Source organism: Gaetbulibacter aquiaggeris, assembly GCF_044003965.1.
Taxonomy (GTDB): domain Bacteria; phylum Bacteroidota; class Bacteroidia; order Flavobacteriales; family Flavobacteriaceae; genus Yeosuana; species Yeosuana aquiaggeris.
On sequence record NZ_JBAWKC010000001.1, the window covers coordinates 848,106 to 863,243 of the forward strand.

The following is a 15,138-nucleotide window of genomic DNA, read 5'->3' on the forward strand; positions in this document are numbered from 1 at the left end:
AGGAAAAATGAAGAATCTGGGAATCAAAATATCTATCTTTTTAAACTATTTTGTGTTTGCTATTTTACTCAATAGTGTGGGAATAGTGATAGCCAAATCAATCAATGTTTATCATGTGAGTGAATCTCAAGCGTCGCTTCTTGAGGCTTTTAAAGATTTACCAATTGCTATTGTATCATTTCTAGTAGCCTCATTTTTGCCAAGATTTGGTTATAAAAAGGCCATGTTAAGTGGTTTGGCACTTGTGTTCTTTGGGTGTTTAGTAATGATTTTTGGAAATTCGTTCGTTTATACCAAGATATTGTTCTTATCCATTGGGATCAGTTTTGCTTTGATAAAATTATCAGTGTATTCTCTAATTGGCGTTGTAACCTCGTCAAAAAAAGAGCATTCTTCCTTGATGAGTTCTATAGAAGGATTTTTTATGGTGGGTATTGCTTCTGCATATTTTTTGTTTCCAGCATTCTATTCTGATACAGACGAAAATGCCTGGTTAAATGTATATTATTTGCTTTCTGGCTTAATTGTAATTTCATTCATTTTCTTACTTTTTTCTAAAATTGAATATGAAGTAGAAGCTATTGGGTCAAGCCTAAAGGAAGATTTAACGCGATCTTTAAAACTCATCATTGTACCATTAGTTTTAGTGTTTTTAGCTTCAGCCTTCTTTTTTGTAATGATAGAACAGGGTATCATGACCTGGCTGCCAAGATTCAATGAAAAGATATTTAAATTCAGCGTAACTCTGAGTGTTCAAATGGCAAGTATTTTAGCTTTGTCATTAGCCTTGGGAAGATTTTTGGCTGGATATTTATCAAAATTTATGTCATGGGTGACGCTTGTTATCATCTGTATTGTCATTTCGGGAGGTATTTTATTGAGCGTGTTGCCCCAATTAAAAGTTGAAATAGATTCTTTAGTTGAAATAAAAAGTTTAGCAGATGTGCCCTTGTTGGGCTATATTTTGCCCTTAATCGGGTTGTTTATTGCGCCTATTTATCCATTGTTAAATTCAACAGTTCTAAGTTCATTACCAAAAAACTTGCATTCACCAATGTCAGGTTTAATTATCATATTTTCTGCCCTAGGAGGAACTATAGGTTCCAGAATTGTAGGTGAATTATTTGAAAGTATTGGAGGCGCCAAAGCTTTTTATTTTCTTTTAATTCCAATGCTGCTATTAATAATCTTTGTGTTGTTAATTGATAAAATTTCAAAGAAAAATGCCTTAAAGGAATCATGATTTTAAAAGTTAATATTGATATCTGTTTAAACCAGCTTCTTGCTCAGGAAGATACGGATCAGGATAAAAAAATTACTATTGAAGATAAAGGACCAAAAACTTTTAATCTGGCATCTATTTCAGGAGAATCATATACTGTAGCAGGTACCTATCACCTTTCTAATTTACTGCAGGAATTGGTCATTGCTAAAAATAATGGCTTGAAAATAGCCTCATTAAATACAGAGGTTATTGAAGAAAGACCGGTAGAGAGAGTTTCACAAATGATTAAGAACTATTATTGGAATGGACTCACCAGAACGATGGATGAAAAAGGGATTGTAAGTCTTATTCATGATACTAAAAATGAGTCTTTAGCATCTGATAAACTGCGTATTTATGTGCCTTTTAATGATCTGTTCGCGTATCATTATTATAAAGGGTTAGAGGCTAAATTGCCTATTGAAACGTTTAAACTTCCAGAAGCTATAACGCCAGCCTTTGTAAAGTCTATTAATATTCAACCTGGGATTTTATCATTAAAATTAGATTCGGCAGGAGATAAAACTATAGGGGTTCCTTTTGTGGTTCCTGGCGGACGATTTAATGAAATGTATGGTTGGGACAGTTATTTTGAATCTATTGGACTGTTAATTGATGGTAAAGTAGATTTGGCTAAAGGCATGGCTGATAATTTTCAATATGAAATTGAACATTACGGTAAAATTTTAAATGCTAACAGATCCTATTATTTAACCCGAACACAACCACCATTTTATTCCAGCTTGATCAGAGAAGTTTTCGAAATAACTCAGGATAAAATATGGTTGAAAAATCATCTAAAAACCGCTATTAAAGAATATGAAACGGTTTGGATGGTACAGGGAAACCGTCTGACTGAAAATGGTCTGAATAGATATCTTGCAGAAGGTATAGGTTTTCCACCGGAATGTGAGGTTGGTCATTTTGACTCCATATTAAAACCTTATGCTGATGAAGTTGATATGTCTATTCGTCATTTTGAGAAGGCTTATGCTGAAGGGCAAATAATAAATAAGGAGTTGGATGCCTATTTTGTTCATGACAGGACAGTACGTGAATCGGGTCATGATACTTCTTATAGAATTGAAAAGATTTGTGCGGATTTAAATGTTGTGGAACTCAATGCCATGTTATACAAATATGAAACAGATTTTGAAGAAGTCATTAAACACGAATTTAATGGTCTTTTTGAAGGTTATACTCCATCTTATTGGGAAGAAAAATCAAAGGTAAGACGAAATGCTGTGGATAAATATCTTTGGAATGAAGAAGAAGGATTGTATTTTGATTATAATGTAAAGACAAAATCACAATCTCTTTTTATAGCGGCAACAACTCTGGCACCTTTATGGGCTAAACTATGTTCTGAAGAACAAGCGGAAAGGCTTATTTATAAAGCAATCCCTATGTTAAAGGAAAGGGGAGGAATTGCTGGAAGCACAAAACGAAGTAGAGGTGAAATTAGTGAAAACAGACCACAGCGGCAATGGGATTATCCTAATGGATGGGCACCACATCAAATGATGATTTGGAAAGGGCTGTTTAACTATGGCTATATTAATGAAGCACAAGAATTAATTTATAGATGGCTATTCATGATTACCAAAAATGCAGTGGATTATAATGGAACCATACCTGAAAAATATGATGTAGTAGAAGCTACCCATAAGGTCTTTGCTGAATATGGTAATGTTGGGACTGATTTTGAATATATTACTCAGGAAGGATTTGGGTGGATGAATGCCTCTTACCAATATGGTTTATCATTATTACATAATAGTTATAGAGAAAAACTCAATAATCTGATGCCTCCTGAAGCGCTTTTTTAAGTTGAATACGAACCAACTAATCCAAATTAAATCATGAATAACAAAATAATTGTATGGTCAATTACAGTGGCGCTTGCAGGCTTTTTATTTGGATTTGATACCATTGTTATCAGTGGTGCAGAGCAGACACTTCAAAAAATGTGGGGTAGTTATGAGCTCTTTGGTAGTAATGATTATTTTCATGGATACATAGTAGTTGGTTCTGCACTTTTCGGAACCATTTTCGGAGCCCTTTTAGGGGGTTATCCAACCAGTATGATTGGCAGAAAAAACACCTTAATATGGATTGGAATACTATATACAATATCCGCAATTGGTTCTGGGTTAGCTAATGATCCATGGGTGTTTGGAGTTTTTAGATTTATTGGTGGCTTAGGTGTTGGGGCCTCCACAATAGCCGCACCTGCTTATATTTCGGAAATTGCTTCAGCAAAAAACAGAGGAAAACTTGTGGCTACTTATCAGTTTAATATTGTTTTTGGTATCCTAGTAGCTTTTGTCTCGAACTATTTAATAAGTATTTATATTGAAAATAATAGTTGGAGATGGATGATAGGAATTGAAGCAGTTCCTGCTTTTATTTATACAATTATGGTGTTTATGGTGCCTAAAAGCCCTAGATGGCTCATTATAAAAAACAGAACCGAAGAGGCAAGAAAAATCATTAAACTCATTAATCCAGATTCAAATCCGGATGAGGTGATTGCCAATATTTTGGCATTGGATAAAAGTAAACCTAAGGAATCCGTTTTTCAAAAAAAGTATCAGCATATCATATTGTTAGCATTTGCTATTGCCCTTTTTAATCAATTTTCAGGAATTAATGCCTTTCTCTATTATTCAAAGCGCATTTTTGTTGAAGCAGGATTAGCTGATCAAGCGGCGCTTTTAGGAAGTATAGGAATAGGTGTGGCCAATTTAATATTCACGCTTTTAGGAATGTATTTTATTGACAGAATAGGAAGAAAAAAATTAATGATCATCGGTTCAATAGGTTATATTATTTCATTGCTTTTTGTGTCTCTGGCGTTCTTTTATAATTGGTCTGGTATGGTAGTGCCAATTTCTTTATTTGTGTTTATTGGTGCTCATGCCATTGGACAAGGTTCGGTGATTTGGGTATTTATATCAGAAATTTTTCCTAACCATGTGCGGTCTTACGGCCAGTCTATTGGAACCTCAACACATTGGGTACTTGCCTTTATTATTCCCGCTTCTGTGCCGCTTTTAATTGCGAATATTGGTGCGGGTGCTATGTTTATGATATTTGCGGTTATGATGATATTTCAACTCATTTGGGTGATTTATGTGATGCCAGAAACCAAAGGGATCACTTTAGAAGAATTGGAAAAACAATTGATTGATGAATCATAAAAATTTCTGAGTTCATAAAAAAGGAGCTTCTTGGAAACAAGAGGCTTTTTTATTTAAAAGAGCTCAAAGAAATGTTTCCTTTTTTTAATCCTTTACCAGAAACAGATAATTCAATATTACCTGCGTTCTCGGTAGATTGAATAAGTATTACCAGTTTACCGCTAAATAATTTCATGGTTGGTAAATGGAATAATTCAAGAGAGGTAGCATCACCGTTACAAGCAGCTCTATACGTGCCTTCTCCTTTTACTTTGAATGTTAATTGATTTGTAGCCGTTGGACACGGAATGCCGTTTTTGTCGACTACCGAAACCGTTACATAACTTAAATCTTCACCATTCGCTTTAATGGTTTTTACATCAGTATCAAGAACTATTTGATGAGGTTTTCCAGCAGTTTTAATTTCTTTTTCAGAAGCGGGATTACCATCTTTATCAAAAGCAATAACCTTTAATGTTCCTGTTTCATATCTTACATCCATCCACATTAGGCGATATCTATTCTGTTTGGTGTCATTATTTTTCTTTTGTACACCCAGACTCTTTCCATTCAAAAATAATTCGGCACTATCATAGCTTGTATAAACAAAAACGGGTGTTGTCTTACCTTCGCGACCATCCCAATTCCAATGCGGTAATATATGTAAGGTTTCGTCTTTAGTATTCCATCGACTTCGATATAAATAGTATCTGTCTTTAGGTAAACCTGCCAAGTCATTGATGCCAAAATAGGAGCTTCGAGAAGGCCAAGCTTCATCATAAGGTGTAGGTTCTCCTAAGTAATCAAAACCTGTCCAAATAAATTCACCAATCACCCAAGGTTTATCATCTTGTAACACAAAATCATCATCTGGTAAGTTGGACCAGCTACAATATTCTAAATCGTAAGACGATGACTGAAAGTCATCATAGGTTTTCATGCTGGCTTTTTCAACAGGAAACTTATAAATACCACGTGAACTAACAGTAGAAGCGGTTTCTGATCCTAAAATAAACCCTTGGGGAAATTTATTATAGGCTTCCTCATAAAGATGTACGCGATAATTGAGACCAGGAACATCCAGTAAAGCTCCAAATCCGGACTCCATAGTCGCTTTTACTTGATCCATACCAACCGTAACAGGTCTAGTAGGGTCTTCATTATGGAAAATATCCTGTAACCATTTGGCACGTTTGACACCTTCGGCTCCCCATTGGTCTGGAACTTCATTACCGGAACTCCACATAACAATACATGGATGATTTCGGGTAGCTCTCACTAAATTAACAACATCTTTTTCAGCGTATGTATCAAAATAAAGGTTATAGCCATTTTTTACTTTTGGTTTTGCCCATTCGTCAAAACTTTCAGCTAAAAACATAAAACCCATTTCATCACAAAGCTCTAATTGTTCGATAGATGGCATGTTATGAGAGCTTCGTATCGCATTGCAACCCATATCTTTTAAAATGCGTAATTGACGTCTTAAAGCAGATTTGTTGACAGCGGTACCAAGTGGTCCCAAATCATGGTGTAAGCAAACGCCTTTAAACTTAGTAATCTCTCCGTTTAAACTAAATCCGGTCTTTTGGTTGTATTCAATTTGTCTAATACCAAAACGATTTGTTATCTCATCTTTTAAGTCGTTTCCGGCATATAATCGAGAAACAGATGTGTATAGATACGGGGATTCCGGACTCCAAAGATTTGGATTATTAATAGCTATATTTTGGTCGAATTCATTGTTGAAAAGTTGAACTGTTTCATTAGAATTAACCTGTTTACCATCAGCATCAAGAATGGCAGTCACTAGTCTTAAATCTTTTCCAGAGACTCTGGTTTTAATATTAACTTTAGCTATTTCTTGAGTAATTAAGGGTGTTGTAATAAAAGTTCCCCATTGGTCAATGCTTTCCTTGTTTTTTATAATAATGCTAACGTTTCTATATAAACCTGCTCCTGGGTACCATCTTGAAGACTCCCCTTGATTGGACAACTTTACAGCTAATGTATTTTCTTGAGTGGTTGATATATAATCAGTAATATCAAAATAAAAATAGGCATAACCATATTTCCACTCCCCAACTTTTTGACCATTTATAAATACTTCTGGCTGGCTCATGGCACCTTCAAATAGAATAATCGCTTTTTTATTGGTATTGAAATTTGGTAAAGAAAACGTATGTCTATACCAGGCTTCTCCAATATATGGTAAAGCGCCAGTTCTTCCTGTTTTTTCTGTAGCGACCTCTTCACCATTTTGTTCAATGGCAACAACCTGTTTATCAATATTTTTATCAAAGGGACCGTAAATGGCCCAATCATGAGGAACCGTAATATCTTCCCAATGAGAATCATCAAAGTTACTTTTTATGGCTTCAGGGTGGTTTCCCTTATTAAATTTCCATCCTTTTTTTAGTGTGATGATGTCTCTGGTTTGTGCTTTCAGCGTTCCGAAAGAAGTTATAATGCAGAGAAGAAATAATATATGCTTAAAATATCTCATGAGTTATTATTGTAATGATCCTTTATAAAATTGCATACCAAGAGTGGCTTTATTGTCATTATCGAAAAGGGTGGCGTTATCCCAATGTGAACCTTGACCCCAAAGAGTACTGCAGCCTGTTGAGACCCAGGCCGGTTCCCAATAAATTAAACCTTCTCCACCAGCGTTTTCAATAATCGTTTTTAATTTGTTCAGATAATTTAATTGACCTTGCTGAGTGGCTGGATCCCCATCAATAAGCGCGTCACTACCTAATATATTGCCGGCACTATCAGCATTTATTAGTGTAAACGGATAAGCTGTTTCAACAATCATTAAGCGCTTTTTATAAGTATTTATTAAAGTGGATAAAGGTGTCGCTAAGTTATTTAAATTATAATCTGACCAGATAGGATAATAAGAAAGTCCAATCCAGTCAAAATCCGTAACGCCATTTTTTGTTGCCTGATCAAACCACCATAAGCCATTTTCAGGTTGTGCTATGTGCAACATAACGTCAATATTTTTATTTTTTGCAGTTGAAATATCTCTAACAGCTGTAATGCCTTTATTTAAGAGCGATGAATTTCTAACCCAGTCAATGGGCCATTGTAAAGCCCCGTCTTGAAGGATCATAGGGTTTATTTCATTACCAATCTGAACAATGTCAGGCAGTAAATTCGATCTGGATAATTCATTCAATGTGTTATATGTGTAGTCATATAATAAGTCACCTAACGCCGGCGTATCATTAATTGAACTCAGCCAGGCGGAAGGAATTTGTTGTTGACTGGGGTCTGCCCAGGTGTCTGAATAATGAAAATCGAGCAAGACTTTTATATTTAGAACTTTAGCACGTTGAATGGATTTTTTTACATCATTATAATTCGAATAATTAGTCCAGGTAGGGTTATGCCATAAACGTATTCTAATTAAATTGGTGCCTGCCTCTTTGAAAATAGCGTAGGGATCTTTTGTAGCACTATTAGCATCTTTATATGAGGCGCCACAATCTTCCATTTCATTTACATAAGATAAATCGGCTCCATAATAAAATGTAATAGGCGCATCTGGAATTGGTGTTTCTTCTTTTTCATTTGATGTGTCATTGCCAGAAGAACATGAAACTATCAAAGATAAGATGAATAGAAAAGGTAAAATTTTCATTTTTATGTTAGGCCTATTTTGTTCTATTAAAATAATCAATTTAACGCGAAGATTGTCTAATAATTTCATTAAATTATCTACAACTTTAAACACGGAAAATGAAACAAATACATACATCTATATTTGGTTTTTTAGTATTCTTTTTTTTTGTAAACACTGTATTGTCTCAGAGCAAAATTAAAGGAGATGTTATAATTGATAGTGAAGGCGTTATGCGCTGGGAAAATTCAAAAGAAGAGGTAAAAGGTTTTGGAGTAAATTATACGGTGCCTTTTGCTCATGCCTATCGTTCTGCTAAAAGAATGGGCATTGATTTTAAAAAAGTCATTGATAATGATGTGTATCATTTTTCCAGATTAGGATTTGATTTATATAGAATTCATGTTTGGGATACTGAAATAAGTGATTCACTTGGTAATTTGTTAGAAAATGAACATTTGGATGCCTTTGATTATTTATTATGGAAGTTAAAAAAGGCAAAGATTAATTATGTCATTACACCCATTGCTTTTTGGGGAAACGGATGGCCTGAGCCTGATACTAAATCTCCCGGGTTTTCCAATAAATATGGAAAAGTGGAATGTTTAACAAACCCTGATGCTATTAAGGCACAACACAACTATTTGGAACAATTTATAAATCATGTAAATCCATATACCGGATTGGGGTATAAAGATGATCCCAATATGATAGCCTTTGAAATCAGTAATGAGCCTCATCACAGAGGTGAAGCACAAAAAGTGACTGAATTTGTAAAAGGAATGGTTCAGGCTATAAGAAAAACGGGAACCAAAAAGCCGGTATTTTACAATATGAGTCATGCGGTTCAGTATATGGATGATTATTTTAAAGGCGATGTACAAGGAGGAACGTTTCAATGGTATCCAACGGGCTTAGGCTATGGTAAAGAGCTGTCGGGTAACTTGCTTCCTAATGTAAATGATTATGATATGCCGTTTGAGACTGTATTTAAGAAGTATCAAGGGGCTAAATTAGTGTATGAATTTGATGCCGCTGATGTGAGTAAATCTTACATATATCCCGCTATAGCGAGAAGTTTTAGAGTTGCAGGGATTCAAATAGGAACGCATTTTGCGTATGATCCGACTTTTTTGGCGCCTGTTAATACTGAGTATAATACGCATTATATGAATTTGAATTATGCCCCTCAAAAAGCCCTGGCATTAAAAATATCTTCAGAAGTATTTCATGAAGTCCCTATGTATTCTAATTCTGGTACGTATCCAAAAAACACCTCTTTTGGAGCGTTTAAGGTTGACTATAATAACGATTTAGCTGAATATAATACAGCATCTAAATTCTATTATACAAATTCAACAAATGCTTCGGTAAAAAATGAAACAAAACTCAAAGAAATTGCTGGTTTTGGTAACTCATCAGTAATAAAATATGATGGTTTAGGAGCGTATTTTTTGGATAAAATAGCTGTAGGTGTTTGGCGATTGGAAGTGATGCCTGATGCTGTTTGGGTAGATAATTTATTTGGAAGAAATAGTCCAAGTAAAAAGGTGGCAGTTATTAATTGGGAAACTTATTTAATGCAAATTAATTTAAAAGATTTGGGCGATGGTTTTAATATTGAAGCTATAAATGAGGGCAATGAATTTATTTCTGAAGTGAATAAAAACACCTTTCAAATTAGGCCAGGAACTTATATAGTTAGTAAAAAAGGCCTTCAGAAAAAATGGTCAGAGACTGATGATTTTAATACATATAAACTAAAGGACTTTTATGCTCCAGAATCAAACGTGGACAAATTATATTTTAAACATGATCCTTCAGAAATAGTTACTGAAAATATGGACTTAATTATAGAGGTTCAATGTATTGATTCAAAAATGCCAGAAGCATTAACCTTAACAGGATCTAATAATGGTCAATATTTTAATTTAAAGTTTAACTATGTAGGGAATTATAAATATCAAGCAATCATCGAATCTAAATTTATTCAAAAGGGCTATTTAAACTATAATATTATTGTAAAGCTAAAGGATGGTCATGAAATGACTTTTCCTACAGGAAAGAAAGGCAATTTGTATGCTTGGGATTTTTATGACAGAACACCTTACAAAGTGGCTGTTGTCTCAAAAGAAAGTCCTATAAATTTATTTAATGCTGCCAAGGATTCAGACGATTTAGTAAGGCCATGGAGGCGCTCATTTAAATTAGTTCCTACTGAAAATTTTGGAGAAGCAGAATACCAAATGAATATTGATAAATTATTTGTTCCTGATCAGGAAAACTTGAATGCAAATCCCATTTATGATTATTCATTCAAACATTTTATTATTGATAAAGTAACAGCCAGAAGTGAAGATTTGGATTCAAAAAAGACTTTAGTTTTTAAAGGACGTGCTTTAAATAATAAACCTTGTAAACTACAAATAGCCTTTGTTTTAGATGATGGATCTGCTTATGGTCATGTTGTTGATATTGGGACTGATAGTAAAGACTATTTTTTAAATTTAAATGATTTAAAGCCGGTTAAAACGGTGACTTTGCCAAGACCTTATCCAAGTTTTTTGCCTTATTATTTAGAACATAATATTGCATCAGGTTTTGATATGAGTAGAGTAGAAAGCCTTCAGTTTTCTATTGGTCCAGAAATTCCAAAGGAAGAGCTTCTTGATTCTCATGGAATAGCTATTATTAGTGTAAGTTTGAAATAACGAATTAGTAGTAATTAAAAAACTCCTTAAATAAAACTTAAGGAGCTTTTTAAAAGATGGGATTCTATACAATTATAATTTTACAAGTTTAGAGGTCAAAGATTGGCCTAATTGGTTTTTAATTTTAATAATATAAATGCCTTGATTCAGGTTTGAGACATTAAAAGAAAATCCTTTTTGGAAATTTCCATTAAATGATTTAACCATTTTACCCGTGATATTATATATTCTCAAATCATTAACGGCATTGTTTAATTTAAAACTGGTTGAAGTTGGGTTTGGATATATTGCAAATAAATGTTTTTCAATATCAGAAACCGAAAGCGTAGATGCTTTATTTCCATAGATTTTAAATGCCCCGGCAGGAAGATTGATTGCTGCTGGGGTATTGCTTACCGTAATCGAAGTGCCTCCGGTCTCATCCATTAAATCATACCATGTTCCAGGGTAAGGGAAATTTGGTGTGATGTTTTGCGCTATCACATCAAAGTTAGCCAGTATCACCACATTCTTTAAACTTGAAGTAGGAAGCGTATCATCAAAAATATAAATTTTAGGAGTTAAGGTTCCTGAATCTATGGTGTAATCACCTTCAAAAACCGCTTCCTGTGTTTTTAATTGAATGAGTCTGGACCAGTCATCATATACTTGTTTTCTGTTGGGATTTCCAAGCCAGTTTTCAGACCATTGAGGCTGTGGTTTGGTACTTAACTTGCAATCGCCAGGGGTAGCATCATAATCAGAGTTTACAGTAACACCATCTGAACATAACCAGATAGAATCATCCATGCCTAAATCAGCAAAATGCCACAGCATTTTAGGGCCAGGAATTGTTAAGGTCACGGCACCTAAAGCTGACATTCTTGCTAAGGCCGTATTTAAATCTTTAATATCATATTCGGTTCCGGTTTTGCCAAAAGTGGTCATCTCATACATGATTCTGTCTTTATCATGACTTTCAGGATAACCCAGAGTGCGTTTTTCTGTAAAACCATGAGCAACATGTCCCATTCTGTCAAAAGAACTGGCATTACCGTTGGCAAGTTCTTTGTAACTGTTCCACATTTCGCTCCACATCATAACCCCTTTTCCTTCATTAATTTTATAATTAGCCCATTCTTGTTCTTCGGCATCACTACCTAAATGTTCAAAAATGACATAATGATTTGGGTCTAAGCTCCAAGAATAATCAGCATAAGATTTTAAAACAGCTACTCTATCAGCCTGGTAGCTATCTGTACAAGAATAATTGCTGTCTGTACAATTTTGGGTAAATCCTTTGGTTAAATCCCATCTAAAACCATCAATTTTGAATTCTTCAATCCATTGCTTGATGACACGTTTGGTGTAATTTTGGGTAGCAGTTCTTTGATGATTAAAGTCATTACCCACACTGTAAGTGTGTTTTGCAACCGTATTAAAATATGGGTTTTCACTTGTAGGTTCTCCATAACTGTCACCATATCGGTTGTCATTCCACATTCTAACCATGGAATTTTGGCCAAAGGCATGATTAAGAGCAAGGTCTAAAATAACGGCAATCCCGTTTTGATGACAAACATCAACCAGTTCTTTAAATTTATCTTTTGTGCCATAATATTTATCTAAAGCCAAATGAAAAGAGGTGTTATAGCCCCAGCTTTCATTACCTTCAAATTCCATAACAGGCATGAGTTCAATGGCATTAATATTTAAATTTTTAAAATAAGATATTCTATCAATGAGGTCTTGGAAATTCCTATCGGCATCAAAATCCCGCAATAAAACTTCATAAACTACTAAATCTTCTTTTTTGGGTTTATTAAAATTGCTGACCTGCCAATTATAGGCTGCTTGATTCGTTTGTAAAACAGATACCGCATATTTCTGACCTGAAGGATAGGCTGGTAAATTAGGATAGGTTGACGCTGGAATGTATTGGTCGTCATTAGGGTCTAAAATCAAAGTTGAGTAAGGATCGGCTACTTTAACTAATGATAAGGCTGAGCCAGATGGTTCTTTTTTAACCACCCAATACTGATAGGTTTCAATTTGCCCAGATGTTAAGCCAGACAAAGTAATCCAGTGTTTACCTCTTGTAAAATCATACTTCATGGCATAGCTTGAATTTGGTTGCCAGTTATTAAAACTGCCCGCCACATATATATAATCCTTGCCAGGAGCATAAAGCACTAATACAGCCTCCGTATCACTTAAATAGGTAATTCCATCTTGATAGGATGTTGGCATAATAGCCGTGGCAGTGGTTTGATTAATTAAAACATCAAAGTTTTTGGTTTTTACACCTGTTCCCACAAGAGTGACTTGAAGCTCATAATGTTGATATTGAGTAATATTAGAGTGGGTATATGTGTAGGATGAGGTATTATTTTGAGTGTTTATTACCGTGCCATTTGCGGTTAAAACATAATTAGCATTGCCACCTGTATTAGAGGCGGAAACATTGAGTGATTCACCTGAATTTATTAAAGTTGTCGAGTTTTGAGCAGGGCTGTTTAATATTAATTGAAAAGCACCTACAGGTAAGTCTAAATCACCTGTTTGTTGAAGTCCATCAGCACTTCTTAATACCATATTTATAGCAGTTATAGCACCTGTACCGCTATAGCTATAATAGTCTTTTATTGAAGACGTTAAATCTAGTTTATAAATATTACCAGAAACTAATTCTAGTACGGGTTGTGTAGCATTGTTACCCCAAGTACCTATAACATTTTGCCAGGCTATATTATCATCAATGGTTACACCAGTATGAGCGTAAATGGTACCTGAATATGATTCTAAACCCGTTCCTGTTTTATCAAATAATATGGTAGCAGGATTTGTTTCTTCCGGGATAGAGCCTCCTTGCCAGGATATTTGGGCATAGTTGGGAATAGAAAATAAAGCTAAGGAAAGTATAAGTAAAAGTTTTTTCATAACGGGTATTTATTAAATAGGAAAAAAGGAGTTGTTCAAATAAGTACAACTCCTTTTGAATCTTAAAATTAAAAGAATTATCTTTTAGTTAAATGATATCTAGGACCATCCGGGTCGTTAAAATCAATTGAGATCACATAGTTTCCAGCGGTCACAGGGATGTTATCACCTGCCTCTAAAATACCATCTGCTGGGGCGTTATCACCTAAATCGCCATCCCAAGTATTATCAGCTCTAAATTTAATTTCACCATCTATTAAAGTGATATCATCTCCAAACATTACTCCAGGCTGTATTTCAGTTAGTGCAGCATCTGCACCAGCATTACCCCAATCATTATAGCCAGAACCAACTACTCCCCAAACAGGTGCAGCAACGATAGAATATGAATTATCTTTAAGGTCCATTGTTATAAGATAATGACCAGCAGTTACAGCTATGTTATTGTCGGCATCTGCATCTAAAATGCCATCTAAATTAGCATCACCTAAATCGCCAGACCAGGTATTTAAAGGTCTTATTTTGATATCACCATCAATGAGTTGTACCCCTACTTTAAATGTATCTGTAGTATAATCATAATGAAACTTAGCATCATCACCAGCATTACCCCAATCATTATAACCAGAACCTACAACACCCCATGAGAATGGTTCAATGGTATAAGACATGTCATTGGTGTCTATTGTTATTTTATAATCTCCGGCAGTTACAGCAATATTATTGTCTGGATCTGAATCTAAAATACCATCTAAGTTAGCATCACCTACATCACCTACCCATTCGTTATTTTCACGAAATTTAATATCTCCAGTCACCAAATTAACGTATGAAACTATAACTCCTGCCGCTGCTGTTGTGTAGAATGTTCCATCAGGTCCAGCACCGCCCCAATCATTATAACCAGAACCAACAACGCCCCATGAAGAAATAGCAAATCCTCCACCAGTATCAACAATTTCTGGTAAGAATAAAGTTAAGGTTTGAACTGATGATAGAGTTTCAATGGCATTGGCGCCAGAATAGGCTCTTAATCTAAAATACACATCTCCAGTATTTGGGTCTTCAGTATTTGGGTCGTTATCAAGCCCTGCATCAGCAGCCATTGATAATAATTTCCCAACAGTAACTGCTTGATCATTTCCAGAAGTACTTCCAATGACAATTAAATCTGTGAAATCTCCAGAAACAGACCCTTGTAATTCATAATTTACGGCAGTAGGTACTTCAAAATTTTGCGATTCCCAAGTAAAACGCTCACCAATATTAGCTGAGGTTGCAGAAGTTAAAACATATTGTGGTAAAAAATTGTTAGTAAAGGCGAACTCACCAGGAGCCTTAGCCGTGAATACTAATTCATCTTTTTCACAAGAATTGAAGCCTAAAACAGCTACAATCAAGACTAATAAAATTTTTATTTTTTTCATTGTA

8 protein-coding genes are annotated in these 15,138 nt (G+C 34.7%); 4 read left to right on the top strand and 4 right to left on the bottom strand.

Going from position 1 to position 15,138, the window contains the following annotated elements:
- Positions 1–7: 7 nt before the first annotated feature.
- From V8G56_RS03550 to V8G56_RS03560, 3 genes are read left to right on the top strand one after another with little or no spacing between them, the layout of a single operon-like run.
- Positions 8–1,243 carry an MFS transporter gene (locus V8G56_RS03550; protein WP_395437080.1) on the top strand — a complete coding sequence of 412 codons (1,236 nt, stop codon included), beginning with the start codon at positions 8–10 and terminating at the stop codon, positions 1,241–1,243.
- Positions 1,240–3,093 carry a trehalase family glycosidase gene (locus tag V8G56_RS03555; protein ID WP_395437081.1) on the top strand — a complete coding sequence of 618 codons (1,854 nt, stop codon included), beginning with the start codon at positions 1,240–1,242 and terminating at the stop codon, positions 3,091–3,093. The genes V8G56_RS03550 and V8G56_RS03555 overlap by 4 nt, the downstream gene beginning before the upstream one ends.
- Before the next feature lie 33 nt (positions 3,094–3,126).
- Entirely contained in the window at positions 3,127–4,467 is a 1,341-nt protein-coding gene (locus V8G56_RS03560; RefSeq protein ID WP_395437082.1) for a sugar porter family MFS transporter, read from the top strand.
- Positions 4,468–4,516: 49 nt separating this feature from the next.
- Here V8G56_RS03560 and V8G56_RS03565 read toward each other — a convergent pair whose 3' ends face one another.
- Both V8G56_RS03565 and V8G56_RS03570 read right to left on the bottom strand, forming a co-directional pair.
- Positions 4,517–6,952, bottom strand: a complete 2,436-nt coding sequence (locus V8G56_RS03565) for a DUF4982 domain-containing protein (RefSeq protein ID WP_395437083.1) — start codon at positions 6,950–6,952, stop codon at positions 4,517–4,519.
- A gap of 6 nt (positions 6,953–6,958) precedes the next feature.
- Positions 6,959–8,098 carry a glycoside hydrolase family 53 protein gene (locus V8G56_RS03570; protein ID WP_395437084.1) on the bottom strand — a complete coding sequence of 380 codons (1,140 nt, stop codon included), beginning with the start codon at positions 8,096–8,098 and terminating at the stop codon, positions 6,959–6,961.
- A gap of 98 nt (positions 8,099–8,196) precedes the next feature.
- Here V8G56_RS03570 and V8G56_RS03575 point away from each other — a divergent pair, with 98 nt between their 5' ends.
- Entirely contained in the window at positions 8,197–10,788 is a 2,592-nt protein-coding gene (locus tag V8G56_RS03575; RefSeq protein ID WP_395437085.1) for a glycoside hydrolase 5 family protein, read from the top strand.
- Positions 10,789–10,860: 72 nt separating this feature from the next.
- Here the strand turns inward: V8G56_RS03575 and V8G56_RS03580 are convergent, their stop codons facing one another.
- Together V8G56_RS03580 and V8G56_RS03585 are read right to left on the bottom strand one after the other, a co-directional pair.
- Positions 10,861–13,707 (bottom strand): alpha-amylase family glycosyl hydrolase, encoded by a 2,847-nt coding sequence (locus V8G56_RS03580; protein ID WP_395437086.1) that lies wholly within the window; start codon positions 13,705–13,707, stop codon positions 10,861–10,863.
- Positions 13,708–13,784: 77 nt separating this feature from the next.
- Positions 13,785–15,134 carry a SusE domain-containing protein gene (locus tag V8G56_RS03585; protein WP_395437087.1) on the bottom strand — a complete coding sequence of 450 codons (1,350 nt, stop codon included), beginning with the start codon at positions 15,132–15,134 and terminating at the stop codon, positions 13,785–13,787.
- Positions 15,135–15,138: the final 4 nt, after the last annotated feature.